19 protein-coding genes are annotated in these 26,983 nt (G+C 35.8%); 3 read left to right on the top strand and 16 right to left on the bottom strand.

Annotation, left to right across the window (positions count from 1 at the left end):
* Positions 1 to 4 precede the first annotated feature (4 nt).
* Positions 5 to 1,507, bottom strand: a complete 1,503-nt coding sequence (locus tag FN817_RS00795) for a carbon-nitrogen hydrolase family protein (RefSeq protein ID WP_142716289.1) — start codon at positions 1,505 to 1,507, stop codon at positions 5 to 7.
* A gap of 89 nt (positions 1,508 to 1,596) precedes the next feature.
* Between FN817_RS00795 and FN817_RS00790 the strand changes: the two genes are divergently transcribed.
* Positions 1,597 to 1,983, top strand: a complete 387-nt coding sequence (locus FN817_RS00790) for a hypothetical protein (RefSeq protein WP_142716288.1) — start codon at positions 1,597 to 1,599, stop codon at positions 1,981 to 1,983.
* A gap of 608 nt (positions 1,984 to 2,591) precedes the next feature.
* Here the strand turns inward: FN817_RS00790 and guaA are convergent.
* The 5 genes from guaA to purM form a co-directional block, all read right to left on the bottom strand.
* Positions 2,592 to 4,121: a glutamine-hydrolyzing GMP synthase gene (gene guaA, locus FN817_RS00785; protein WP_142717031.1), complete on the bottom strand. Its 1,530-nt coding sequence runs from the start codon at positions 4,119 to 4,121 to the stop codon at positions 2,592 to 2,594.
* A gap of 190 nt (positions 4,122 to 4,311) precedes the next feature.
* Positions 4,312 to 5,550: a phosphoribosylamine--glycine ligase gene (gene purD / locus FN817_RS00780; RefSeq protein ID WP_142716287.1), complete on the bottom strand. Its 1,239-nt coding sequence runs from the start codon at positions 5,548 to 5,550 to the stop codon at positions 4,312 to 4,314.
* Positions 5,551 to 5,639: 89 nt separating this feature from the next.
* Positions 5,640 to 7,157, bottom strand: coding sequence for a bifunctional phosphoribosylaminoimidazolecarboxamide formyltransferase/IMP cyclohydrolase (purH, locus tag FN817_RS00775; RefSeq protein WP_142716286.1), 1,518 nt, complete (start codon positions 7,155 to 7,157; stop codon positions 5,640 to 5,642).
* Between the two features lie 173 nt (positions 7,158 to 7,330).
* Positions 7,331 to 7,897 carry a phosphoribosylglycinamide formyltransferase gene (purN, locus tag FN817_RS00770; protein WP_142716285.1) on the bottom strand — a complete coding sequence of 189 codons (567 nt, stop codon included), beginning with the start codon at positions 7,895 to 7,897 and terminating at the stop codon, positions 7,331 to 7,333.
* Positions 7,898 to 8,047: 150 nt separating this feature from the next.
* On the bottom strand, positions 8,048 to 9,040 hold the full coding sequence (gene purM, locus FN817_RS00765) for a phosphoribosylformylglycinamidine cyclo-ligase (protein WP_142716284.1): 993 nt from the start codon (positions 9,038 to 9,040) through the stop codon (positions 8,048 to 8,050).
* A gap of 580 nt (positions 9,041 to 9,620) precedes the next feature.
* On the opposite strand from purM, the gene FN817_RS00755 reads away from it, so the two are divergent.
* Positions 9,621 to 11,486, top strand: coding sequence for a hypothetical protein (locus tag FN817_RS00755; RefSeq protein WP_142716283.1), 1,866 nt, complete (start codon positions 9,621 to 9,623; stop codon positions 11,484 to 11,486).
* Positions 11,487 to 11,569: 83 nt separating this feature from the next.
* Here the strand turns inward: FN817_RS00755 and FN817_RS00750 are convergent, their stop codons facing one another.
* The 6 genes from FN817_RS00750 to FN817_RS00720 form a co-directional block, all read right to left on the bottom strand.
* Positions 11,570 to 12,121 (bottom strand): NADPH-dependent FMN reductase, encoded by a 552-nt coding sequence (locus tag FN817_RS00750; protein ID WP_142716282.1) that lies wholly within the window; start codon positions 12,119 to 12,121, stop codon positions 11,570 to 11,572.
* Positions 12,122 to 12,159: 38 nt separating this feature from the next.
* Positions 12,160 to 12,888 carry a pirin family protein gene (locus FN817_RS00745; protein ID WP_142716281.1) on the bottom strand — a complete coding sequence of 243 codons (729 nt, stop codon included), beginning with the start codon at positions 12,886 to 12,888 and terminating at the stop codon, positions 12,160 to 12,162.
* 371 nt (positions 12,889 to 13,259) lie between these two features.
* Positions 13,260 to 13,766, bottom strand: coding sequence for a hypothetical protein (locus FN817_RS00740; protein WP_142716280.1), 507 nt, complete (start codon positions 13,764 to 13,766; stop codon positions 13,260 to 13,262).
* Between the two features lie 297 nt (positions 13,767 to 14,063).
* Positions 14,064 to 15,482, bottom strand: coding sequence for an MFS transporter (locus FN817_RS00730; protein ID WP_142716279.1), 1,419 nt, complete (start codon positions 15,480 to 15,482; stop codon positions 14,064 to 14,066).
* Positions 15,482 to 16,000 (bottom strand): nuclear transport factor 2 family protein, encoded by a 519-nt coding sequence (locus FN817_RS00725; RefSeq protein ID WP_142716278.1) that lies wholly within the window; start codon positions 15,998 to 16,000, stop codon positions 15,482 to 15,484. The genes FN817_RS00730 and FN817_RS00725 overlap by 1 nt, the downstream gene beginning before the upstream one ends.
* Positions 16,001 to 16,009: 9 nt before the next feature.
* Positions 16,010 to 17,869 carry a glycoside hydrolase family 13 protein gene (locus FN817_RS00720; protein WP_142716277.1) on the bottom strand — a complete coding sequence of 620 codons (1,860 nt, stop codon included), beginning with the start codon at positions 17,867 to 17,869 and terminating at the stop codon, positions 16,010 to 16,012.
* 203 nt (positions 17,870 to 18,072) lie between these two features.
* Between FN817_RS00720 and FN817_RS00715 the strand changes: the two genes are divergently transcribed.
* Entirely contained in the window at positions 18,073 to 19,071 is a 999-nt protein-coding gene (locus tag FN817_RS00715; protein ID WP_142716276.1) for a sterol desaturase family protein, read from the top strand.
* 68 nt (positions 19,072 to 19,139) lie between these two features.
* On the opposite strand, the gene FN817_RS00710 is transcribed toward FN817_RS00715, so the two are convergent.
* The 4 genes from FN817_RS00710 to FN817_RS00695 all read right to left on the bottom strand — a co-directional run bounded on the left by FN817_RS00710 (position 19,140) and on the right by FN817_RS00695 (position 26,824).
* A complete protein-coding gene (locus tag FN817_RS00710) occupies positions 19,140 to 21,296 on the bottom strand; it encodes a glycoside hydrolase family 97 protein (protein ID WP_142716275.1) in 2,157 nt (718 codons plus the stop codon).
* Between the two features lie 91 nt (positions 21,297 to 21,387).
* Positions 21,388 to 22,461 (bottom strand): SusE domain-containing protein, encoded by a 1,074-nt coding sequence (locus FN817_RS00705; protein ID WP_142716274.1) that lies wholly within the window; start codon positions 22,459 to 22,461, stop codon positions 21,388 to 21,390.
* Positions 22,462 to 22,481: 20 nt separating this feature from the next.
* Positions 22,482 to 24,080: a RagB/SusD family nutrient uptake outer membrane protein gene (locus FN817_RS00700; RefSeq protein WP_142716273.1), complete on the bottom strand. Its 1,599-nt coding sequence runs from the start codon at positions 24,078 to 24,080 to the stop codon at positions 22,482 to 22,484.
* 5 nt (positions 24,081 to 24,085) lie between these two features.
* Positions 24,086 to 26,824: a SusC/RagA family TonB-linked outer membrane protein gene (locus FN817_RS00695; RefSeq protein WP_142716272.1), complete on the bottom strand. Its 2,739-nt coding sequence runs from the start codon at positions 26,822 to 26,824 to the stop codon at positions 24,086 to 24,088.
* Positions 26,825 to 26,983: the final 159 nt, after the last annotated feature.

Below are 26,983 nucleotides of genomic sequence, written 5' to 3'. Positions count from 1 at the left end.
ATCTTTATTTAAGATAGGTTTCATACAGGTCTTTCCTGCGGTCTTTCATCACCTGAACAGAGCCGTTATGATGAAGATCTTTCAATAAATTCAAGTCTACGTCTACAATCAGGGTCATTTCTGTGTTGGGAGTAGCTTCACCTTTTACCGCATTGGACGGAAAGGCAAAATCTGAAGGGGTAAATACGGCAGCCTGCCCAAACTGGATATCCATATTGTTAACCTTCGGAAGATTCCCCACACAACCGGCAATCGCTACATAGCATTCGTTTTCTATAGCCCTGGCTGCAGCACAGTGACGTACTCTCATGTAGGCATTTTGGGTATCTGTCAGATAAGGGACAAACAGGATTTTCATGCCCTGATCAGCTAAAATCCTTGGTAGTTCCGGGAATTCTACGTCATAGCAGATCACAAGACCTATTTTTCCGCAGTCGGTATCAAAAACTTTGATTTCATTTCCTCCTTTCATTCCGTAATATCTCTTTTCGTTCGGGGTGATATGAATTTTCCGGTATTCGTCCACGCGGCCGTCACGGTGAAGAAGGTAACTGACGTTGTATAGATCATTATTTTCAAAAACAGGCATACTTCCGGAAATAATATTTACGTTGTAGCTGATTGCCAGTTCTGAAATCTTATTTTTAATCTCCTCAGTAAGTTTTGCCAGCTCTATCATACTGTCCCTTTCGGAAAGATTGTTGAAAGGAGCAAGCAAAGGAGTGTTAAAGAGTTCGGGGAAAAGAACAAAGTCTGATTTATAATCTCCCATTACATTCACAAAAAATTCCACCTGTTCATAAAAAGCGTCAATATCTTTGAAGTGCCTCATCTGCCATTGCACTAATCCAAGACGGATAATGCTGTCCTGCATGGTATTTGGTTTTCTGCTGTAATAGATATTGTTCCATTGTAAAAGAACCGCATTTTCTCTGGAAGCTTCATCTTCAGGAAGATATTTTTTCAGGATTCTTATCGGAAGAAAATTGTTAGAAAGCTGGAAAGACAATACCGGATCATAGATCTCTTTATCTCTTACTTTTCGGATATATTCTCTTGGAGAAAACTCATGACTGTATTTGTGATAATTGGGGATTCTACCACCCAGAACAATAGATTTTAAATTTAATAATTCACAAAGCTCTTTTCGGGCATCGTATAGTCTTCTTCCCAAACGCAGCTCACGAAATTCAGGATCTACGAAAACTTCAATTCCATAGAGAACATTTCCCGTGGAAGTATGGGTATTGAATGTATAATTTCCTGTAATATCACTATAGGTATGATCATCTCCAAACTCATCATAATTGACAATGATTGAAAGCGCTACAGCAGCCAGTTTACCGTCGACCGTAATACAAATCTGTCCATTGGGGAACATTTTCGTAAGCTTGTCAATACTTTTTTTGGACCAAATGGATTCCGACATTTGCGGGTAGGCCCTTTTCATCGTTTCCGCCAGTTCATCATAATCCTGAAGGGTCAGGTTTCTTGTTTCTATTTGCATTTGATGTAATTTTACTTAAATTTAGTGAAAATATTTTACTTAAATCCTTATAGAAAAGTACTTTCCAACCATTTATATAAAATTTAACAGTGGATATTACCGAAACTTTACGAACAGCAGTTCATTCAAATAATTACTGGAAACATTCTGATTTCAGCTCTGTAATGGAGGTACTTTCATTTCATTATGAGATCAATATAGAAATGGATACAGAAAAAATTACGGCTCTGTACTTAGGAAATAAAACCATCGGATATATCTGTTTGAATTATCCTCTGATTTTTATAGAAAATCAATATGCTTTACAAGTAAAAAATCTTCTTCATTCATTTCATGATATAGAATACATTATCGTCAATACTCTATCTAATCCATATCTGTCTGTAAATCCTGATATTTATAATGCTTATTTTGATTTTATGGAAAACTTGAATGCTTTTTCCGCTGAAGATTTTTACTTTTACAATGTAAATTAAAAATCATTCTTGTCCGATTAAATTAAAGCATAATTAGCAGGCCGCTCCTCTGGAGCTTTATTTTTGGGAACTTCTTTTTTTCTACTAACAGCAGATCCCAACGGGATCAAATCCAGCTCCACTGGGAGCTAAGCTGTTAATAGGACATATTTGTTTTAAAATTATAGCTCCGGAGGAGCGGCCTGTTAATTCATGCTGTAAATATTGATATTCTCAATGTATTTATACTTTTTATCGGAGAGTAATGATTATATTAAATTTTTATTAGCTGATGAAGCCATACGCAGTAACCTTACTCATAAGTGTCTCAATTATTTTTATTTTAAGAATTTTTTACGCAGACTCATCAATCAATGTTTCCCATAATTTAAATTTGTTTTCAGTATCTGAAATAAAAACTCAGGAAGCAAAAAGTTTTATTTACTTTTATTTAATGATCACAATGATAGTAAATTATCTTATTTTCCATAAGCATATACTTTTCAAGTTAGTGTATTGTTTATTAATTAGCATGAATATATTACTTATCATTTTTTCATTAAAAAAGTTTTAACAAAAAAATCCCACCCAAAGCGGGCAGGATTTATATTATTAATTCAAGTCAAAGATTATTCCCACTCAATGGTTGCAGGTGGTTTGCTTGAAATATCGTAAGCTACTCTGTTGATTCCTCTTACTTCGTTGATAATTCTGCTGGAAACAGTATCTAAGAACTCGTAAGGAAGCCTGCTCCAAGTTGCCGTCATGAAGTCGATGGTGTTGGCAGAACGAACTACAGCAGTATATTCGTAAGTTCTCTCATCTCCCATTACTCCTACAGATTTTACCGGAAGAAGTACGACGAATGCCTGAGATACTTTTTCGTAAAGGTCATTTTTATATAATTCCTCGATGAAGATATCGTCAGCTTCCTGAAGGATTCTTACTTTTTCAGCATCTACCGCTCCCAATACTCTGATTCCTAATCCAGGTCCTGGGAAAGGGTGTCTGTATACCATGTGGTGAGGAATTCCCAATTCTTCTCCTACTCTTCTTACTTCGTCTTTGAAAAGCTCTCTTAGTGGTTCTAGCAACTCGAATTCCATATCTTCAGGAAGTCCTCCAACATTGTGGTGAGACTTGATCACTGCAGATGGTCCGTTAACAGACTGGCTCTCGATAACATCAGGGTAAATAGTTCCCTGAGCTAAGAATTTAGCGCCTTCAATTTTGTGAGATTCTTCGTCAAATACATGGATAAATTCGTTTCCGATGATTTTTCTTTTTGCTTCAGGATCGTCAACACCAGCTAGTTTTGAAAGGAATCTTTCCTGAGCATCCACCATTTTAATGTTCATATGGAAATGCTCTCCATACTGATCCATTACTTTTTTGCCTTCATCCTTTCTCAATAATCCCGTATCTACGAAGATACAAGTTAACTGATCACCGATTGCTTTATGGATCAAAACAGCCGCCACAGAAGAGTCTACTCCTCCTGAAAGTCCAAGGATCACTTTGTTGTCTCCTACTTTCTCACGGATTTCCTCAACTGTTTTCTCGATATAGTTTGTCAGTTTCCAGTTTTTCTCTGAGTTACAGATTCCGAAAACGAAATTTTCAAGCATTTTTCCTCCTTCTTCCGTATGAGATACTTCCGGGTGGAACTGAACACAGTAGATTTTACTTTCTTCGTTAGAGATAGAAGCAATTACTCCTGATTTTGCATTTAATTCAAAACCTGCAGGCAATTCTCCTACTTCGTCAAAGTGGCTCATCCAAACTACAGAGTTCTGAGTAACTCCTTTTAATAAAGAGCTTTCTTTAACGATCTCAAGGTTTGCTTTACCATACTCTCCTTTTTCTCCTTTGTTTACTTTTCCTCCTAAAAGGTGAGCCGTCATCTGCATTCCGTAGCAGATTCCCAATACAGGAACTCCCTGCTCGTACAATTCTTTTTCAACCAGGTGGGCATTTTCTGCATTCACAGAACTTGGTCCACCGGAAAGGATGATTCCTTTTGGCTGTTTTGCTAAAATATCTTGTAATGGTGTATTGTAAGGTAAGATTTCAGAGTACACTCCCATCTCACGGATTCTTCTTCCGATAAGCTGGTTGTACTGGGATCCGAAATCTAAAATAATAATACCGTTGTTCATTGTTGAAATTGATAAATGATGATTGATAAATGATAGAGCTAATGGCTTCTTGCTAATGGCTTTTGGCCTGGAAATTATTTCCCAATACATAAGCCGACTAATTTCTAACCTCTAGCTTCTAACTTCTAATTATTAACTGCTTTACAAAAAAAGACTTGGAATAGCTCCAAATCTTTTCTCGTGATTTTTATTAAAACTTTCCGATGTCGTCTCTGTAGAAACCGTAATCGAAATGTACATGACTTGCGTCTTCATAAACCTTTTTGCGGGCATCTTCGAAAGTAGCACCTGTAGCTACAATGTTCAGAACTCTACCACCGTTGGAAACCACTTTGTCTCCTTTGCTGACAGCTCCTGCATATAAAAGTTTACTATGTTTCAGCTTATCTTCTCCTGTAATTTCGAAACCTGTTTCGATGTTTCTTGGATAACCTCCTGAGCACATTACCAGACAAACAGCTTTTTCGTCTTTAAATTTAAGTTCAATGTCTTTTCCTTCCATACAGTCCTGGATCACATCTAAAAGATTGTTTTCCATAAGTGCCATTAACACCTGAGTTTCAGGATCTCCGAATCTCATATTGTATTCAAGAAGGTAAGCTCCGTTTTTCGTAACCATTAATCCGAAGAAAATGATTCCTTTGAATCCGAAACCTTCAGCTTTAAGCCCTGTAACAGTAGGTTCTAAGATATTTTTCTCGAAATCCGCATAATGCTCCTGAGTAAATTCCGGACTTGGCGCTACTGATCCCATACCTCCTGTATTAGGTCCTGTATCACCGTTTCCGGCTTTTTTATAGTCTTTTGCCGCTACGCATGGGAATAGTTTTTCACCATTAGAGAAAGCAATGATAGACGCTTCAAAACCTTGTAAAAATTCTTCAATAACTAAACGGATACCAGCATCTCCATAGATTCTTCTGATCATAAAGTCGTGGATGGTAGCTTCAGCTTCTTCAATGTTGTCACAAATAACAACCCCTTTTCCACCTGCCAAACCACTGGCTTTAATTACCAAAGGATACTGCTGTGTCTGCACATATTCTTTAGCATCATTGTATGAATCAAATACTACCGCCTTAGCTGTTTTGATATCATAGGTCTGCATAAATTTCTTAGAGAAAGCTTTACTTCCTTCAAGGCTTGCTACCTTTTGAGTTGGACCGAAAACTTTAAGATCGTGTTTTTTAAATTCGTCCTTGATACCCGCTACAAGAGGAGCTTCCGGACCTACGATCGTAAGATCAATCTTTTCTTTAATAGCGAAATCTCTAAGTTCTTTGATTTCTGATAAATGAACATTTTTCCCTATTACATCGGTAGTAGCATTCCCGTTGGCAAAAAACATTTTAGAAATTCTTGAGTCATTCTGAAGCTTTGCCGCTAAAGCAGATTCTCTACCGCCTTCACCTATGATTAATATTCTCATACTTTATTTATTATCTAGTCTTAATTTACAAATATATAATTTTGAATGCTAAAAATACAATCCCTAATTATTTTTTAATTCTATTTTAATTAGTGGAAAAAGTGTCTAACCCCTGTAAACATCATTGGAATACCGTGCTCATTTGCAGCTTCTACGCTATCCTGGTCTTTTACACTTCCACCTGGCTGAATAATCGCCTTGATGCCTTCCTGAGCGCAGAAATCTACCACATCACGGAAAGGGAAAAACGCATCTGAAGCCAATACTAAATCTCCGGAGAATTTTTCTTTTGCTCTTTCGATCGCCTGCTGTGTTGCCCAGATTCTGTTTACCTGTCCGCCACCGATACCGAATGCCTGAATTCCGTTAGAAACTACAATAGCATTTGATTTCACATATTTTACCACTCTCTGAGAGAAAAGCAATGCTTTTTTCTGCTCTTCTGTAGGCTGTACTTCTGTAACCACTTTGATATCGTCAGAGAAGTAAGTATCATTGTCCTGAACCAGAATACCACCGTCTACCTTCACCCAGGTCTGTTTGTCAGAAACAGGGTTTACAATTTTGATGATTCTTAAGTTCTTCTTTTTTCTTAAAATTTCAAGAGCTTCCTCATCGAATGCAGGAGCCATCACGATCTCAAGGAAAGTTTTGTTTAATTCTTCCGCTGTTGCTGCATCAATTTTATAGTTCATTGCAACAATTCCGCCAAAGATAGAAACCGGGTCACATTCGAATGTTTTCTGATAAGTCTCCAATGCTGAAGTTCCGATAGCAACTCCACAAGGGGTAGAGTGTTTTACAGCACAACAAGCCATTTCTTCTTTGAATTCAGTAACAACTTTCCAGCAAAGGTCCATATCACGAAGATTGTTGAAAGAAAGTTCTTTACCACCAAGCTGTTCAAAGTCTTTCATTGCTCCATTCTCGAAAGTAGAAACATAGTAAGCAGCTGTCTGGTGAGGGTTTTCTCCGTATCTTAAATCAGCAACTTTTTTGTAAGAAGCATTTAAGTAGGTAGGATATTCTTCATCTAAAAGCATTCTTGAAATAGCCGCATCATAAGCAGAGGTAAGGTTGAATACCTTTCCTGCAAGCTTTTTACGGGTTTCAATGTACGTGTCTCCGTTTTGCTCCATTTCAATTTTCACTGCTGCATAATCTTCTACATCAGTGATTACCGTTACAGAATCAAAGTTTTTCGCTGCAGAACGAAGCATTGACGGACCACCGATATCGATAAACTCTACCTTTTCATGTAAAGAAATGTCTTTGTTCACATTTTCAAAGAAAGGGTAAAGGTTTACGATTACCATGTCAATCAGACCAATTCCGTGTTCCTGAACGGTTTTCATGTGCTCTTCGTTGTTACGAACAGCCAGCAGTCCTCCGTGAACTTTCGGGTGTAAAGTTTTCACTCTTCCGTCCAGCATTTCAGGGAAATTGGTTACCTCATCAATCTGAATAGGATTTAAACCAGCGTCTTTCAAATGTTTGAACGTTCCTCCTGTGGAGATCAACTCATAATTCTGAGCTTCCAAAAACTGTGCGAATTCTACTAATCCACTTTTGTCAGAAACACTGATTAAAACTCTCTTTTTACTCATTTTACTTTCAATTTTTTACTTTTTACAGCTATTTCAAACTGTATCCGGGTCTTTCACCTCCGGATTTACTTTTATTTACTTAGATTTCTTTTTATTAATGTAACAATGTATCAGTCTAGCAATGTAAGAATACCTTTAACATTGGTAAACTGGTAAATTGTTAGATTGTTACATTATTTATTTCCCAGGACCTTATTGATCGCTATCGGGAATATTTCATATTCAATCTGGTGAACTTTCTGAGCCAATGTTTCCGGAGTATCTTCAGCGGTTACTTCAAAAGATTTCTGAAGTATGGCTTCTCCTTCATCAATGCCCGGCGTTACAAAATGTACAGTGGCCCCACTCTCTACTTCTTTAGCTTCTATTACTGCATTATGAACGTTCATTCCCCACATTCCTTTTCCTCCGAATTTCGGAAGCAAAGCAGGATGAATATTGATTATTTTACCATTCCAGTTTTCACAGAATTCAGATTTTAAAATGGATAAAAATCCTGCCAATACGATAAGATCAGTATTTTCCGGGATTACTTTAGCCAATTCACTGCTGAAATTCTTTCCTCTTGGAATAAGTATGTTTTCTATACTGTGATTCTTTGCTCTTTCCAATCCGAAACATTCTCTGTCTGCCACTACCAAAGATACTTTTGCATTCTGGATTTCTCCAGTGTCAATGGTATCAATGATTCTCTGCAGATTGGTTCCTGAACCGGATACGAGTACAACGATGTTCTTCATTTTTATTTTGTTAGCCTTGTCAAGATTTTAAACCTTGACAAGGCTTTGAATGTTATTAACTAGCCCCGATTGAAGCGGCATCCTTTTTTGAAATGGCCTTGTAAAAAAGCATTGGCGAAAAAAGATATAGCGGAAAGCGGGATTAAGCTTCTAAAATTTTAAATTGATTTTTTCTGCTCCTTCAGTGATTTCTCCGATTTCGTAAGCATCATCTAAAAGGTGCAATACTTTTTCAGCATGTTCAGCATCTACTACGATTACCATCCCAACACCCATATTGAATGTTCCGTACATTTCCTCACGGGCAACCTCACCTCTCTTTTCAAGCTCAAGCATCACACTAGGAATCCTGATTTTTGATTCGTCAATAGAAGCACAAAGTCCTTCAGGAATGATTCTTGGAACGTTTTCGTAAAGACCGCCTCCTGTAATGTGAGCAATTCCGCTTACTTTTACTTCTTCCAGTACTTTATGAATATCTTTATAATATAGTCTTGTAGGTACTAAAAGGGTTTCATATAATGGTTTTCCTTCAAACTCTTCTTCAAAATTCGGGAATACTTTTCTTACTAAAGAGAATCCGTTTGAGTGGAATCCTGAGCTTGGTAATGCAATAATTTTGTTACCTGCTTTGATCGTAGAACCATCAATGATCTGATCTTTTTCTACGATTCCTACGCAGAATCCTGCAACATCATAATCTCCAGGCTGGTACATTCCCGGCATTTCAGCAGTCTCTCCACCAATCAATGCACAGTTGTTATCTTTACAGGCAGCCACCATTCCTAAAACAATTTCTGCTGCGATTTCTGAATCAAGCTTTCCGCAAGCCAGATAATCAAGGAAAAATAAAGGTTTTGCTCCGTGGCAAAGGATATCATTGGCACACATTGCGAAACAATCTACACCAATGGAATCATATTTTTTAGTATCTAAAGCTACTTTCAGCTTTGTTCCTACTCCATCTGTTCCTGATACAAGAACCGGATTTTTGTATCCACCGATCTCATAGAAAGCTCCAAAACTTCCCAAGTGATTCAGTACATTGGAATTGTGGGTTTCACCGACCGCTTTTTTGATCTTGTCAACCGTTTTGTATCCTTCTTCTTTGTCTACTCCTGCTGATTTGTAAGTGTTGCTCATGTCTGCTTAGATTTTTAGATATCAGATTTCAGATTTCATACTATTTAGTAACTGCTTCTGGAGTCTTATTATCTTTTAATATTTCAATTACTTTTATACTCGATTTTAGAAAACAAAAAAGCCGACAATCTTTTCAGATTATCGGCCGTTATTTTATCTCAGAATTTCAGAGTCCACAACTTTCCCTTTATGAGAAAAACATTGTTTATAGGAGGTCTGAATTTTCATCTCTTTTCTTTTTGCAAAAATAGTAATTTTAAATGAATATTCAAATTCTATTTTTCAAGGATGTTTTCAATAGCCGCAATCTTGTTTATTTTTTCTCTTAACTCACTGTCTTTCTCTTCATTAGAAATATTTTGAGTTGCTTTATCAAAATTATCATTAAAGAAAATTAAATATTCAAAATGAAAGGTTAGGATTAAGTTGAACCGTAGAATCATTCTTAGAAAATTAAGTACCTGATAACAAACACAACTGTACTATATCCTAGCTGCCATACTAAGATATGCACATAAAAATAGCTGATTATATAAGCTAAATCTTATTTTTGAATAACTTAAATTATCAAAATATGTATATGTTAAAAACAGTTGACAATATTTCCGAATTGAGAAATACTAATGGGCAATTTGAAGGTGAATCTATTTTATTACTAGGCTACTATATTCCAGGCGATAAGGGACATTTGATATATAAATGGACATTTAGTACAGCAATTGATGATGGTGGAAGTATTATCAATGGTACAGGCGGAAGTTGGATTGCTATTTTTGAAAATCAACAATTCAATTCAAAGGATTTTTCTTTGTTTCCAATCTCAACAACTCCAAACTATAATAATTTTAATTCACAACAAGCTTTATTTGACAAGGTAAGAAATTATGCTATAGATCATAATTTAAATCTAGTTTTTGACAATGGTAACTATTCAGTTAATATTTTCAGAACCGGATACGCTGTTAATAAAATGAAAATCAATATTATAGGAAAAGGAACTGTTAATTTTTATCTTAAAAAGAATAGTACTCCTACAATGGTTCAGTTCTGGGATGACGCTTACGTTGAAAATATCAACTTTTATTCTTTAGAAACAGAGCTAGATTCTCAACGTGCCACTACAGAATCTAGAAATCGTATTTATCTAAGAAGGTGCGGTTTTTTTAATTTTAAAAATCAAACCAATGGTAATTCATGGGGATTGTATGCAAAAAACACAAATGATCTGACAGTTGACAATTGTTATTTCGGTAATAATGGTCAATCCGATTTTTCAATTGTAGATAACTGTAATAATATCAAAATTGTTAATCCTGTAAATAGTATTGATAATGGGATGTATTTGAATATTGAACCCAATTCGATAGAAATAAATCAAAATATTCAATTACAAGGTGGTGCCTATCGAAGAATTAATTTATTAGTAAATACATTATCTGCAAATCCTGTCCAAAATATGACTATAATTGGCTGTCAAATAGATTGGCTTATGTATGATGGGGCAGATTGCGAAATAATTGGATCACAGATAAAGAAAATAACCAATCAGGAAGTAGTCAATATACCTATGGGAAATTTAGACCTGAATCTGAGATTTGGACCTAATTTAATTCCTGACCCCTATTTGATAGATTTTGATTACTCCCAGTCAGTACGGTCATGGATTTTTGGTACAGCAACTTCACTTGTGATAGATAGAGTTAATAAAGATTACACAAAAATAGGTAATAGGAATATTGCTAATCATTCTACTACTATAAAATCTAAATTGATACCTGTAAATGCCACCTCTAAATACCTGTTTATGCTTAATGGCAATGCTAATTACTTTGGTACAATAAGCAACATCGCCAGATGTTTCAGAATAGAACTATATGATTCTAACCAACAATTAATTACAATAACAAAGCCAGTAGCAGGTGTAGACACTCAGTTTCAAAATATAGTAGGCAGTGCATTTCGTTTTCCTTTATCTGTTGAGGGCTCAACAGGCTTCACAAATCAAATTGCAATTTTGGAGTTTGAACAATATGCTCCTCAGACAAAATATGTAAAAATTGAATTAGGTAAATATAATGTAAATCAAAATGAATTTGACTTTAAATTTATATCATTGAACGAAATATTAAGTTTTGAAAAGGGCGAGAGTATTTCAAGTTATATATCAAGGAACCTTCCTAATGGCAGATATAAAATAACAACCACACCACCAGAAAATCCTATAGAAAACAGAACAACAGGAGCTATGACAGGAGATATTTTATATTCAGAAACTGGACAAAGTTGGATTGTCACAAACGGTAATGTTCGTCCAATTAAAGTAGATAAAATCAATAAAAAAATGGAAAACCAAGTGGATTCAATAGCTATAGATACAACAACTTTAGTGTCGAATTTTAATGATCTTTTAAAAAAATTAAGAGATGCTGGACTAATGAACAATTAATATATTTTAATTTATTATTAAATAACTATATAAATAAAAACCACTCAATATGAGTGGTTTTTTATGTAAAACTAATTCAAATTCTATTTTTCAAGGATGTTTTCAATAGCCGCAATCTTGTTTATTTTCTCCTTTAACTCACTGTTTTTCTCTTCATTAGAGATTTTTTGAGTTCCTTTATCAAAATTATCATTAAAGAAAGGCAGTGAAAAGGTTTCCACCACATTTCCTCCATGGAAAGGAAAACGCTTTGATGCAGCTTCTAAAACACCTGCTCCACCTCTACCTCCCGGAGATGTAGACATCAATAGCATTGGTACTTCGTTCCAAACTGTTCTGTCTTTGATTCTTGATACCCAGTCAAACACATTTTTGAATGCTGTAGAATAGGTTCCGTTGTGTTCTGCCAACGCCACCAATAATACATTGGCACCGTCAATTTTGGCAGCAAAATCATGGGCTTCCTGAGGAACACCACCAGCCAATTCTCTTTCATGCTTATAGATTGGCATTTCGAAAGGATTCAGGTCTACTACTTCTACTTCTGCATTTTCAAATAATGTTGATGCATAGGCAACCAACTGTTTGTTCATTGAAACTTCTGAGTTACTTCCTGCTATTGCTAAAATTTTCATAGGTGAGATTTATCTTTTAAGATTACAAATTTAGTTTTTTATTTAAGATAAGATGGTAATTCCATTGGGACTTCCATTAATAATATTTCAGTGTCTTCTACAGCTTCTATATTAAAGCTCTGAGTATCCCAGATTCCCAATCCGTCTCTTTCATTCAAAACACGGTCTCCAATTTTTGCACTACCTTTTAAAACAAATGCATAGACTCCGTTTCCTTTTTTGTTAAGCATATAATTTTTGCCGTTTCCTTTTGTAAAGTTGGCCAAATTAAACCATGCATCCTGGTGGATCCAAACTCCGTCATCATTTTTATCAGGAGATAAAATCTGTTGAAATCCATTGATTTTTTCACCTTCTTTGATACTTTTCTGATCGTATCTTGGTTCAACATTCTGCTCTTTTGGAAAAATCCAGATCTGAAGGAATTTTACTTCTTCGTCTTTATTTTTATTGTATTCACTGTGCATTACGCCGGTTCCTGCACTCATCACCTGGATTTCTCCTTTTTTGATTATCGCTGTGGTTCCCATTGAATCTTTGTGTTCCAGATCCCCTTCAAGAGGAATAGATATAATTTCCATATCCCTGTGTGGGTGTGTTCCGAAGCCCATTCCCTGAGAAACTGTATCATCGTTCAACACTCTAAGAACACCGAAGTTTGTTCTGTCTCTGTTTTGATAGTTGGCAAAACTGAATGTATGGTAAGAATTTAACCATCCGTGATTGGCATGGCCTCTTGAATCTGCTTTATGATATACTGTTTTCATTTCTGTGATTATTTATGGTACAAATGTACGGGATAGGTTGATTAAAAAAGTTGATGTAGGGTAAGAAAGCAAATTTATGGTCAAAAGAGGTTGGAAAACGCTAAGGCGCAAGGGGTTTTATTCTATATGTTTTAAGGCGCGGCGATTTTATCTGCGATAAAATTTATGCTGAATTTTCTTCCAAATATTGACGGATTAAATCAATTCTATGAATAAGCGTAAACATCTTTGTTACCTGTGAAAATCCGTGAGAGCCTATTACATTCTGAATGTCGTATATGAAGATTTTAAGTTTTGGCTAAAGCCAATTGATGAATACTCAAAGGAAAAACGGGCTAAAGCCCGCTCCCTATTGAATTATTTATTACTTCTTATTTTTTAAAAAGAAATGTAGTATAGTCTGTATTATAAGTTCTTGTTTCTATATTGAGTTTATTTAAAAGCATTTCGGCTTCAAGTCTTATATTTTTCCATGTTTCATGCTGGTCTAAGAAATCCCAATCCCATATTTCTACAGGAATATCATCTACATTCTTTTTAAATTGTAGTAAATCCTCTTTGAATGATTCATTAATCCGTTTATTTCTAAAAATAGTTTCAAATAAAACAGGAATGAATGCATAATCAAGCTCTTCGTACAATTCCGCTAATGGATCTATTAAAATGGGTGCCATTTCATCCAATTGATCTACATTATAGCTATAAAGAATCAATGAGTTGATGATATTTGTATAATAAAAATCTACATGTTTATCGTATTCAAGTAATTCTTCTTCAGTAAAGCCGATATCTTCTAAATTTTCAATAATGGTTTTATTTTCAGGCTTATCCTTTTGTTTTGCAGTCGAAAAAAACTTATTAAAAAAATTAAGCTTCATGATAAATAATTTTAATTTTCCCTTATTAACAAATAATAAATTTCGGATAAAGCCCATTGATGAACACTAAGAAAACGGGCTAAAGCCCGCTCCTATTGATATTTTGAATTAAACCCTTACTTACCTCTTTTAATTAATACTCGAGATTAATTATAACAAAGGTTTTTCTTATTGATAACCCTTCGACAGGCTCAGGGTGACAACCCGAATACCAACCGAAATTTTTAAGCTGTGTCAGGCTGAGCTTGTCAAAGCTAGTATTACTAAAAGAGATAGGTCAATAAAACTATTTATTTTTTAAAAGTGTACCTGTTTGATCTCCTCTTCAATTTCTTTAGGAGTTTCATCTTCAGATTTAACAAAAATCATGGTTACTACAGCTCCTATCAGCATACAAACACCTCCAACAACAACATAATCCATAGCCTGTTTTCCGAAAATACCACTCACGACAGGGCCTCCGAATAAACCATTAATGATCTGCGGAATGACAATAAAGAAATTGAAAATTCCCATATAGACCCCCATTTTTCTCTGTGGAATCACCTCAATAAGCATAGCATAAGGCATTGCCAGGATACTTGCCCAGGCAAATCCTAAGCCGATCATTGAGATCCATAAATTGTTGACATCTTTAATAAAATACATTGAAACAAGACCCAAACCTCCGCACAGCAAAGCTAATGCATGAGTTTGTTTTTTACCAATAAGTTTAGCAATGGGTGTCAACAGAAAGGCAAACGGAATTGCCCACAAATTGTACATTCCGAAAAGTTTTCCGGTAAGGTCACCCGCATCATTAAAAGCTTTGGAGTGCGTATCCTCCGGGGAAAGCCCAAAATGATGGGTTGCCAGCGCACTGGTGGTAAATACCCACATGGTAAATAAGGCAAACCATGAAAAGAACTGAACAATTCCCAGCTTCTTCATCTGTGTAGGAATTGCTGCAAAGTCTTTGAAAATATCTGAAAACCTAGATTCCTGTTCTTCTACTTCCTTTCCATCTTCAAAATCAGCGAACTCCTTCGGAGAATATTCTCTGGTTGTCATTATGGTATACAAAATTGAGATGATAAGCAATCCAGCACCTATATAAAAAGAGTAAATCACATTATCTGCTACAAAACCCGCCGGCGCTTCGTTGGAGATTCCCATTTTCGTTAACCAATCCGGCAGATAAGAGCCCAATACAGCTCCAATTCCAATCAGGATGGTCTGCACCGAAAATCCTATTGTCCCCTGATGTTTGGGAAGCATATCTCCTACCAAAGCCCGAAAAGGTTCCATTGCGATATTCACCGAAGCATCCATCATCGCGAGAAATATTACCGCTAACAGAAGAGCATTGGCGGCAAACATCTGGGTAACGGATGCAGCATTCGGAAGAAGGACCAGTCCTATAGCGCACAAAACGGCTCCAATTAAAAAGTAAGGTTTTCTTCTTCCCAACGGGCTCCAGGTATTGTCTCCCATATGGCCGATGATAGGCTGAACAATGAGCCCTGTAACGGGAGCAACGAGCCAGAACCAGGATAATTCGTGAACATCGGCTCCTAAATTACCCAGAATACGGCTTGCATTTCCATTTTGTAATCCGAATGCCATTTGAATTCCAAGGAATCCCATACTCATGTTAATAATCTGGAGCATGGATAAATTTGGCTTTTTTCTTTTTCCAAATGGTCCCGAATTATATCTCCCCAACATTTCTGCCATTATGATTTCAGTTTTTGAATTAATACATCTTCAATAGGTGCTTTTTCTACCACCACTTTATCTACCACCTCATTGGGAACTGTTACAGAAAGAACGTATTGTTTTACCTTCCAGCTTCCGTTGATTTTTTCTACCACTCCGGAACCTCTGCATATTTTCATCTGGGTATCCAATAGTTCATCAAACCACGCCAGTTTTCCATCTTTACTGAAGTAAATATTTCTTTTAAGCGCTTTAAAGTTCCAGGTTTTCTTTTTGTCAAAATAAGGTTTTGCCCATACCATGAATTCTTTTTTATTCCATATTTCGGTAGCATCTGTTCCAATGAAGGTAGATTCATCCGCAAAGAAGTTAAAATATCCAGTGTAATCCGCTTTTGCAGCTGCTACATTGAATGCATCAAGCATCGCGCTGATTTCCGTTTTTTCTTTTTCAAATGGAGTTTTTGACTGAGCGCTGAATAAAGAAAATCCCAGTACAAAAAGGATTAAGGTATAAGCAGTGGTTAGTTTTTTCATATGTATTAATTATTTTTCAAGTTCAATGATGAATGGCGTTTTTGCAGGGATATTCATACTGTTTTGTAATGAAATTTCTTTCCCTGAAATTACTTCTTTTCCTTTTGTAAATCCATTAAGTGATTCGGCAAATCGTTTCAGGTCTAACGTCTGATCTTTTTCATTATTGTTGAGGATGACCATTACACTTTCTTTTTCATTATATCGGAAATAAACAAAAACACCGTCCTGAGGAACGAAATTTTTAGTTTTCCCATTATGAATCACGTCTTTGCCTTTTCTCCAGTTTAATAATTTTTGAGTAAACCGGAAAAATTCTTTCTGTTCCTGAGTCTGAGCAGATGGATTGAAGGCATTCTGAGAATCAGACTTCCAGCCTCCCGGAAAATCTCTTCGGATATCTGCATCACCTCCTTTTGCCTTATCTCCTCTCATTCCTATTTCTGATCCGTAATAGATCTGCGGAATTCCTCTTACTGTTGAGATCAGGGCAAGTCCCATTTTGTAAGCGTCAGGATTTGCATTAAAGATTTCATTCCATCTTTCTGTATCGTGATTTTCAAAGAAAACCAGAAGATTATTGATATCCGGATAAAGGAAATCACTGGTAAAGGAATCGTAAATACGGATCATACCCTTATCCCAGCCTTCTTTTTCTTTAAGAGCTTTAGGCATATTTTCAAACAGCATGAAATCCATCACCGAGGGTAAATGGGAATTGTATCCTTCTATCGCTCCTATTCTGGAGTTTTTCTGCCACGCTGCAATCTGTGCTGCCGTATAAAGCCATGTTTCTCCTACGATATTGAATTTCGGATATTCATCGGTAATGGCTTTCGCCCATTTTGCCATGGCATCTTTATCGTTATAAGGATAAGTATCCACCCGGAATCCTCCTAATTCTGCATATTCTATCCACCAGATCGCATTTTGAATCAGATATTTCAGAACCAGTGGATTTTTTTGGTTAATATCCGGCATGGTAGTATCAAACCATCCGTCCAATGCATATTTTTTATCAATATCGGAAGCATTGGTATCAAATTGTGTTGTTGTTTTATAATTGGAACGTTTAAATCCTTTCTCTCCTTCGTCAAACCAATGTATCCAGTCTTTTGAAGGAAGGTCTTTGATCATCCAGTGGGATCCGCCCCAATGATTGGTGACATAATCCATCACCAGCATCATATTTCGTTTGTTCAGCTCTTTGGATAAAGTTTTATAATCCTCGTTCGTTCCGTATCGGCCATCAATTTTATACAGATCAGTCTGGGCATATCCGTGATAAGAATATACTTTTTCATTATCTTCATTTACCGGGGTCAGCCAGACTGCCGTAGCTCCCAGATCCTGAATATAGTCAAGTTTATTGATGATACCGCTGAGATCTCCGCCATGCCTTCCATTAGGCAGACTTCGATTTGCTTTTTCTGTAAGTTCAGGTGTTGAATCATTCTTTTCGTTGCCATTGGCAAAGCGGTCCGGCATGATCAGATATATGACATCTTTCGAGGTAAAAGATTCGCGGTCGGCTGATCCGGGATTCCTTTGCTTCAGTTCATAGGCATAGGAGCCCAGGTTTTTGTTTCCTTTTTTAATGGTAATTGTAAACTTCGGAACATTTATTTCATTGGTATTTACGGTAATAAAAACGTAATTCGGATTATCAACTTTCCGGATGTCTTTGATCTGTATTCCGTCCGAAAGTGCAATCTCGTTATGGGCAACGTTTTTTCCGTACACAAGAATCTGAAGTTCGGGGTTTTTCATACCTTTCCACCAGAAAGCCGGCTCTATCCTTTCCAACACTTTTTGGGAAAAGGCTGCAGAAGCTATTGAAAGGGCTAATGCTGCAAATATTGTCTTCATATTAGTGTTCAATTTAGCATTTAATTTTCATATAGACATTCAAAATATAGTAGAATATCCCTTTTTTTCCATCCTGATCCTTATACTTTTCCAAAAAGTAGCACTCATTTTTTTAACTTTTATAAAAAAACTTAAATTTTTCATAAAAAATTCATCCTAAAAGTTAATTTATACCCCTTTTTATCTTTAGTTTTACAGAAAAAATGTTTGATTTCAGTAGTATGTTCCACGCTGAGGGGCCAGATGTTGTGTACACATGGACCATTCCTGTGTTTGCTGTAATTATTTTTGCAGAAATGGCCTACAGCCACTTCAATAAAGAGAAGATTTATGAGACTAAAGATGTAGCAACCAATGTTCTTTTTGCTTTGCTCAACTATGGGTTAGACATCATCATGAAAGGTTTCTCTTTGTTTGTCATGATGTTTTTTTATCATCACCGTATTTTCGACTGGCAAGAGGGAATCTGGTATTGGATTGCTGTATTCCTTGCCCAGGATTTCGCTTATTATGTTCATCATTATGTAGATCATCACTCACGTGTCTTCTGGGCTGTACATATTACGCATCACAATTCTGATTATTTCAACATCAGTACAGGATTCAGAAGTCCTGTATTTCAGCCTTTATACAGGTATTTGTTTTTCTCTCCATTAGCTTTCATGGGCTTTCATCCATGGCATATTCTGGTTGCGTATTCTGCGATACAGATTTATGGCACTTTTGTTCATACACAATCTATTAAAAGCATGGGATTTTTAGAATATATCCTGGTTACTCCTTCTCACCACAGAGTACATCATGCGTGCAACATCAAATACCTGGACCGTAACATGGGAATGGGACTGATTATCTGGGATAAGATTTTTGGAACTTTTGAAAAAGAAGATCCTGAGGTTCCTGTGAAATATGGAATCTATCCTAAGATGGAGTCTAAAGATCCGGCAACTACTTTATTCTATGAATGGCGAAGAATAGGAAAAGATATCAGACAGCCGGGACTTTCTTTCAAAGACCGTATAAAGTATCTTTTCTATTCACCGGGTTGGAGACATGACGGTACCGGAAAAACGGTAAAGCAGTATCAAAAGGAGTACAAGCATAAGGAAAAGCTAAAAAATGAAAGTACACCTTTAAAGGAACAAACTCCCAATACTGAATATCAATATCCACAACTGAATCAACAGGCAGGAGATAAATAATCTGTTAAAAAAAATACCCCGGAACATTAAAAAATCAATGAACCGGGGCACCTTAGTGTATCTTTAAATTATTTTACGGGCTTTATAGAAATTGCGAAACCGCCGCTTCTTGCCATCTTAAAATTAATTTTTGATTTTCCTGTGATCTCTTTCTTATAGATATTATAGCTTTGAGGATTATCAATATAATCAGCATCTTTTCCATCTTCATAGATCGTTGCTTCATATTTTTTTCCTTTATCCAGGAACGAGAAATCTACGGTATACTCACGTTTGTTTTCATCGGTAATACCACCTACAAACCAGTTTTCAGTACCTTTCGCTTTTCTTGCTGTGATCACATAATCACCAGGTTCAGCGGATAAAATCTTTGTATCATCCCAATCTGCAGCTACATCTTTTATAAACTGGAATGCATCCATATGTTTTTTGTAGTTTTCAGGAAGGTCTGCTGCCATCTGAAGCGGCATGTACATCGTCACATAAAGGGCAAGCTGCTTCACGAGCGTAGTTTTTACAAAACGATTATCTCCAGGGAAATAATAGTCCAGCTTCGTCTGGAAAATTCCCGGCGTGTAGTCCATAGAACCTCCCATCCATCTTGTGAACGGAAGAACCGTCTGGTGATCAGGCTTATTTCCTCCGAATGCTTCGTATTCTGTTCCACGGGCTGCTTCTGCAGAGATGTAGTTCGGATAAGTACGACTTTCTCCTGTAGGACGTACAGATTCATGAGAATTAACCATGATTTTATAGTCATTTGCTTTTTCTGCAATTCTATAGAAGTGGTTAATTGTCCATTGAGAATAATGGTGTTCTCCTCTAGGTATGATATCTCCCACATATCCGGTTTTCACAGCATCATATCCATATTTGTTCATCGTCTGGAATGCTTTATCCGCCCATCTTTCATAGTTTGTTGCAGAGCCTGAAGTTTCATGGTGCATGATCAGTTTAATTCCTTTTGAATGTGCATATTCATTCAACATTTTGATATCAAAATCCGGATAAGGTGTGATGAAATCGAAAACGAATTCTTTAGAGTGTCCGAACCAGTCTTCCCAACCAATATTCCAGCCTTCAATCAATAATCCCTGGAAACCGTTTTCTGCAGCAAAGTCAATATATTCTTTAACTTTTGTATTATTCGCTGCATGTTTTCCGTTTGGAGTTAATTTGGCAAAATCGGTTTTACCTAAATGTACATTTTCCGCTGTGGAATACGCCCATTGTGATTTCCCGATGATCATTTCCCACCAGACTCCCATATATTTTGTAGGGTGAATGTAAGAAGTATCAGTATATTTTGTAGGTTCATTAAGGTTAAAGATCATTTTAGAATCCATTACCTGCTCTGCTTTCGGAGCTACAATAATTGTTCTCCAGGGCGTTACTGACGGTGTCTGAATATATCCTTTCGCTCCTTGTCTGTCAGCTGTCAAATGCGTTTTGAACTTATAGTTCTGAGCATCTACTTCCAGATGGGAAGCCGGATAATCTAATACGGCAGCTTCAGCAACGTTGATATACAATGGCTCTTTTCCTTCTTTTTTAAGCATTAAAGGAGACTGAACTGCATTTTTCACCAATGACTGGGAAGCGTTTGCATCGTATGCTTTATCCCATTTTGCCGGAATCTCAGAAACTTTTGTTTCCTGGTACTGATATTCCTGAGAGTCATAATCTGCAACCATCCACCATGCCTTCATATCGGTAGGGAAATCAATTTCAGAGTCTTCTTCTCTGATCACGAAATAATTCAGATTCTTCTGCTGAGGAAATTCATATCGGAATCCTAAACCATCATTAAATAATCTGAATTTTACCACAATACTTCTGTCTGTAGAAGCCTGATTCAGGGTAACTGCCAGTTCGTTGTAATGATTGATATAGTTTTTCTTTTCTCCTAAAACCGGCTTCCAGGTTTCATTTTTAGAGTCTCTTTTTTCATCTGTCTTTGCAAAACCGTTGTTCAGGTCGTATTTTGCATCTTCTGGTTTGGCTATCTCAGAAGCGAATTTTATAGCTGTGTCTTTAAATAATCGCAATCCCAATTTAGAATCTTCAACTACTACTTGACCATTGTACTTCAGGTTATAGTAAGGTACTCCTTCTTTCAACTGGAAATTCATTTCAAATTTTCCATCCGGAGATTTTAAAGATTGGGCTTTCACACCTGTAAACATCATTGAGAGCAAAAGCGCTCCAACTGTAATTTTCTTCATAATGACTATTTATTAACTTTAAAAATAGATAAAGTGCTGCGGGAAAGCAGCACTTTGCTTTATTTTAGTTGAGTTTGATTTCTAATTGTTTTTAAAATATTGGAATTGCCGAATATTCCGCAGTAATATCATTGAAATATACATCATACTTAAAGGTTTCACTTACCGGAATATTCCCTCCGCCGAGCTCAGCTACACCAAAAAATTCCTGAGCTTTACCCCAGTTTGTTCCCCAATCATGATTTGCTCTGAATTTGAATTCACCTGAATTCAGGGTGACATTTTTCTTAACCCAAATGTGAGCATCAAAAGCTGACTTCTGTAAATCCAAATCTGTACTCCAATCTCCTGATGCAGTTCCAATCATTGAAATTGTATTATAGGTAACCGTTGGACTTCCGATTGAAGTAAAGGTATATGTTAAAGTATTGGTATCAACTGTCAATTTATAATATCCAGCAGCAGACACGGAAATATTTCCTGAAGAACCACCTGTACTTAGTGTACCTGCAGTACTACCCATTCCATATTGAGTATTCCAGGACCCTGGAGTTTTAATCATTTTAAAACCGCCTTGTGCAAAATATCCCGTATAAGAATAAATTCCTGCTGCAGCTGTTTTTTGTAATGGAAGAAACTTCGTATTTGTATCAGTATTATCCCATCCTGCAGCTGTAGCATCTCCAATCAGATAGAAATCATTATAATTGTAAATAGGCCCTAAAAGATAGGGCGTTACTGTTAAAGTATTCACATCAGAATAGAAAGGTGCAGCACCCACCAACGTTCTTAGCCGAACTTCAATCTCAGCAGCTACATTAGTAGCAGCTCCTAAGCCTAATGCTATATTATTAAGCTGTTTATTAGTAAAGGTTAGAGGTGAAGTTGTCACTTCCATAGTAGAGGCATCCTTAAAATTCTTCCCTTTGATTGCAAATTGCAGCTGCTGTGTATACACTACAGGTATGTTAAAGGTTGATTTGTTCCAAGTGATATTTAAGGCTACATTGTCAGGATTAACCTTATCTAAAACAATAGCTGTTTTATCTGGTGTAATCTTACTTTTTACAGTTTCTGTAATCACTACCTGGTCTTCATCTTTTTCACATGAAATAACAAAAATTCCAATAAATGCTATTGCTAAAATTTTAAAAAAGCTTTTCATTTTTAGATTGTGTTTAAAAGTTAATATCCAGGGTTTTGAACCAAATTAGGATTAGCTACTATATCATTTGCTGGTATCGGGAAAAGATTTCTATACTCATCTACACCTTTACCTTCCTTTACACCACCTTTCCAAGGCCATAGATATGAGCCTGACGTAAATTTGCCATAACGAATCAGGTCTGTTCTTCTCGTTGCTTCCCAAGACATTTCTCTAGATCTTTCGTCTAAGAAAAAATCGGTATTAATTGAGGCAACAGTAGTTCCTCCTGCTCTTGTCCTTAAGGCATTTACATATCCTAATGCAGTGGTTGCATCTCCTCCTGATCCACCTCTTGAAACTGCTTCACCATACATAAGATAAATGTCCGCTAAACGGTATAAAGGAATATCTGCGTCAACAAAATTACCTGATACATCTGATCCAGGGGCCCCATTAGAAAACTTTATATTTTTATATTTAATAAATGCATAACCATCTGTAAATGTTGATATATTATTTATTTCTAAATTTTGACCATTTGTATAGAAATTTCCTCTTTTGTCACTTGGGGAACCAGCAAATAGATTAACAAAAGATTTTGTAGTTCTTATACCACCCCAACCTCCATTGATTCCGAATTGAGAAGCAGGCATCGAACCTCCAACTGCAGCATGTACCATAAAAGTTGAACCTCCGTAAGTTTTTGTACTTGTACCGTCGTAGTTTACAGATAAAATAACTTCAGGATTATTTACATTATTATCTGCCATAAATAATGACGAATAGTTTGACTTTAATGAATATCCTGCGCTTATTACTTTATTACAGTATGTAATACAATCCGTATATCTTGCTGTACCTGTATAAACTTGTGCATTTAAATATAATCTTGCTAATAGAGACCAAGCAGCAGCTTTATCTGCTCTGCCATATTCATTACTTCTTGCATCTTTAAGATCATTTGCACAAGCTAAAAGCTCAGACTCTATATATTTGAATAGTTCTGCTCTGGCAATTCTTGGAGGAGGTGTATTAATAATATCAGTAGTCTCAGTCACCATTGGTACATTTCCAAATAAATCCATTGCATGATAATACGATTGAGCTCTTAGAAAACGAGCTTCTGCACGCATGTATTTTGCTTCTGTAAGATTATTTCCAGTAATTCCGTTTGTAGAAAGTTTTTCGTCAGTTGTATTTTTAATAAATTCATTACTTACAGCAATTACATTGAATATTCTATAGTATATTGCTGCAACAAAAGGATTGGAAGCATTCCAAGTCATATTATGCATATCTGGAAGACCTGAATCAGCCCAAGCAATAACAGCTTCATCTGTTGTTAAAACCTGCATACTGTACATTTGACGAAGGTAGTTTGAGAAACCTCCGTCAATTCCACCTATATCCGTATTTCCGTCTGCATTATTTTGATCTCCTTGCCCACCAATTGCTAGTCCAGCATAAATTTTAGCTAAAGCAGGTTTATAATTATTAAAATCTTTGTATAAAACAGTAGCTGTCAATCCTAAACTTGGTTCTCTCTCAAGATCTTGTGTACAAGAACCTACAAAAAATAGAGTCCCTAGAGTAATAGACCCTATAATTAATTTTTTATATAAATATTTATTTTTCATGTTGATTAAAATTGGAAGTTAAACCCTACTGAATACACTTTCGGTCTTTGATAGAAACCATTGTCAATTCCTCCAAACACCTCGGGATCTATACCTTTATATTTTGTAATTACAAAAACATTTTGTGCCATTGCATTTACTCTTAAATTTGTTCCTTTTCCCATAAATTCTCCTGCGTTATAAGCAATCGAGAAATTATCCATTCTAAGAAATGATGCATCTTCAATGAACATATCCGAGAAAAGTTGTGTTGCAGCAAACTGTGTTGTTAAAACACTTGAATTTGTATTACTCAAGAAATTATTTGCCTGAATATTTGCAATTGAGCTATTAGAAGCAGAATTATTATAAACGTAATTCCCTAAAACAGCTCTAAGCGATGTGCTAAATTCCCATTTTTTTACACTTACCTTTGTAGAAAAGCCTAAGATTACATCAGGATTTGGCGATTTATAGAAATATTTATCATCTTCAGTTGATTTTCCATCACCATTTCTGTCAACATAAGCTCCTTCTAAAGGTTTTCCATTGCTATCATAGACTTGCTGATACACATAAAATGCATTAAGAGGCTGACCGACTGTAATTGCCTGAATATAGTTATTAATACCAGTAAGCGTCCCCACTTGAATTTTATATGATGAATCTACATATTGGGATAAACTTGTAACCCTAGGATTAAATCTAGTAGCATTAAGATTTACATCCCAAGTTACGATTCCATTTTTCACAGGAACCAAATTCAAGTTAGCTTCAAAACCTTTATTGGCAATAATTCCAACATTTTTAATATTAAAGTTACTTAAATCACCTGCCCAGGTAGGTACTTTTGCAATAAGGTTTTCAGATTTCTTATCAAAATAATCTATTGAACCACTAATTCTATTATTTAAAATTGCAAAGTCTAAACCTAAGTTTTTAGTAGTTGTTGTTTCCCAAACCAGATTTGGATTGTAAACATCTGGACGAAGTAAAGTATAGAAACTATTACCAAACTGATATTGCGCCGTACTGCTATTACTATAAGAATAAGAACCAAATGCAGGATAGAAATTACCTGTTTCTTGCTGACCAGTTTTACCCCAACCTGCTCTTATTTTTAATGAACTAATCGCTGAAATGCTTTTTAAGAAACTTTCTTCATTAATTTTCCATGCAACTGATACTGCTGGGAAATTACCCCATAACTGGTTTTTATCTGCTCCATTCCAGAATGTTGAAGAACCGTCTCTTCTGATAGAACCATTGATAATATACTTATCTGCTATAGTAAAAATACCTCTAGCATAAAAAGATAATAAAGTTCTCTGTGTATCTCCTGCAGTTGAAAAATCGGTTTTTTGACCATTTCCATAATAGGTAGGAGCTTCTGGAGTAATCGATCGTGTATCTTGGTAAGAATAACCACCAATAATGTCTACAGTTGTATTAATCGCATTAATCTTTTTTACATAATTCAGATAAGACTCAAATAATTTACTTTTAATCTCCTGAGAATATGAACGATAAGATCCTAAAGTTCCAATTCCCTGAGCGTATTCTTTATATGTATTAACAGAACCATCACTTTTTGCATAATCATAAGATCCTGTTATGTTCAGCCTTAATTCAGGTAAAAAATGAAACTTATAATCTAGTTGTAAACTTGGAATAATCCTAAAGACAGATGAAATATCTCTTTTACCATATAATAAACCTAATGGGTTTCTTGTTCCATTTACATTTAAACCTGTAGCAGTGTTGGCAGGATCTAACCATTCGTAATATCCTCCATACTTAGAATTCCCTGAATATACAGATTGTGTTGGATCAAAATAAATAGAAGCTCCAATAGCTCCAGCATCTGGAAATCTGTTCTCAGAAAAAGTTCCTTTAAAATTACCATTAACAGTTAAATGGCTATCAAAAAATTTAGGGGAAAAATTTAACCCTAATGAAGTTCTTCTGAATTCATTTGTCCTTACAATTCCGTTTTGCTCATTGTATCCTAAAGATACTCTATATGGCAAACCTTTTACACCGCCTGAAAACGCAACATTATTGTCTGTTCCCCAAGCTTGTTGATAAATTTTATCCTGCCAGTTTGTATTTGAAGTGCCGAGATAAGATTTTTGTGCACTCGTTCCAAAAGTATTTACAAAACTTCTAAACTGATCAGCATCCAAAACATCCGCATTACCCATTTTAGTAGAGACAGAAAAATTAGTATTGAAATTAACTTTAAATTTACCTGCGGTACCTTTTTTCGTTGTAATTAATATAACCCCGTTCGAAGCTCTATTACCGTAAATAGCGGCAGAAGATGCATCCTTTAAGATATCAAATGTTTCGATATCATTTGGATTAATCAATGATAACGGATTCGTTGCTCCACTTAAACTGTTAAAATCAATAGGTACACCATCGATAACAATTAACGGATCATTATTAATGAATGAAGAACCACCTCTTACTCTAATTGTAGAACCTGAACCAGGGGCACCACTGTTGCCGGTGATTTGTACCCCAGGAGTTTTACCAACAATTAGTTGATCAGCAGTGGCTGCTCCCCCATTAAAATCTTTGGATGTTATAGAAGAAATAGATCCTGTAAGGTCTGTCTTCTTCTGCTTACCGTATCCAATCAAGACCACCTCATCTATTTTTTTTTCTTTAGAAAGAGTGTCTCTAGTCTGCGCATGCATTATTGTGCTGGCCAATAAAAAAGCAGGCGCAATTTTCAATACTGTTGTAAAATTATTCACAATCATATTTTTTTATAGTTTCGTTTTTTCAGTCTTAATTTGGCTTGTAGCCAGACTTGCAATTTAAAAAAAAAATAGAATTATCATAATTTTAATATAATTTTAGTTAAAATTATGTATATTACGAAACCTATTTTAGTTAGTTTTTTAGATTTCAAT

The organism is Chryseobacterium rhizoplanae (assembly GCF_900182655.1).
Lineage (GTDB): Bacteria > Bacteroidota > Bacteroidia > Flavobacteriales > Weeksellaceae > Chryseobacterium > Chryseobacterium rhizoplanae.
Note: the sequence above shows the minus strand (reverse complement) of the source record. Positions and strands in the feature narration are given on the sequence as shown.

Bases quoted from the DNA above. Each gene is read 5' to 3' on its own strand.
- FN817_RS00705 (WP_142716274.1), bottom strand. From the start codon at position 22,461: ATGAAAAGCTTTTTTAAAATTTTAGCAATAGCATTTATTGGAATTTTT.
- FN817_RS00745 (WP_142716281.1), bottom strand. From the start codon at position 12,888: ATGAAAACAGTATATCATAAAGCAGATTCAAGAGGCCATGCCAATCAC.
- FN817_RS00715 (WP_142716276.1), top strand. From the start codon at position 18,073: ATGTTTGATTTCAGTAGTATGTTCCACGCTGAGGGGCCAGATGTTGTG.
- FN817_RS00700 (WP_142716273.1), bottom strand. From the start codon at position 24,080: ATGAAAAATAAATATTTATATAAAAAATTAATTATAGGGTCTATTACT.
- guaA (WP_142717031.1), bottom strand. From the start codon at position 4,121: ATGAACAACGGTATTATTATTTTAGATTTCGGATCCCAGTACAACCAG.
- purM (WP_142716284.1), bottom strand. From the start codon at position 9,040: ATGAGCAACACTTACAAATCAGCAGGAGTAGACAAAGAAGAAGGATAC.
- FN817_RS00755 (WP_142716283.1), top strand. From the start codon at position 9,621: ATGTTAAAAACAGTTGACAATATTTCCGAATTGAGAAATACTAATGGG.
- FN817_RS00795 (WP_142716289.1), bottom strand. From the start codon at position 1,507: ATGCAAATAGAAACAAGAAACCTGACCCTTCAGGATTATGATGAACTG.
- FN817_RS00750 (WP_142716282.1), bottom strand. From the start codon at position 12,121: ATGAAAATTTTAGCAATAGCAGGAAGTAACTCAGAAGTTTCAATGAAC.
- FN817_RS00720 (WP_142716277.1), bottom strand. From the start codon at position 17,869: ATGAAGACAATATTTGCAGCATTAGCCCTTTCAATAGCTTCTGCAGCC.
- purH (WP_142716286.1), bottom strand. From the start codon at position 7,157: ATGAGTAAAAAGAGAGTTTTAATCAGTGTTTCTGACAAAAGTGGATTA.
- FN817_RS00725 (WP_142716278.1), bottom strand. From the start codon at position 16,000: ATGAAAAAACTAACCACTGCTTATACCTTAATCCTTTTTGTACTGGGA.
- FN817_RS00710 (WP_142716275.1), bottom strand. From the start codon at position 21,296: ATGAAGAAAATTACAGTTGGAGCGCTTTTGCTCTCAATGATGTTTACA.
- FN817_RS00730 (WP_142716279.1), bottom strand. From the start codon at position 15,482: ATGGCAGAAATGTTGGGGAGATATAATTCGGGACCATTTGGAAAAAGA.
- purN (WP_142716285.1), bottom strand. From the start codon at position 7,897: ATGAAGAACATCGTTGTACTCGTATCCGGTTCAGGAACCAATCTGCAG.
- purD (WP_142716287.1), bottom strand. From the start codon at position 5,550: ATGAGAATATTAATCATAGGTGAAGGCGGTAGAGAATCTGCTTTAGCG.
- FN817_RS00740 (WP_142716280.1), bottom strand. From the start codon at position 13,766: ATGAAGCTTAATTTTTTTAATAAGTTTTTTTCGACTGCAAAACAAAAG.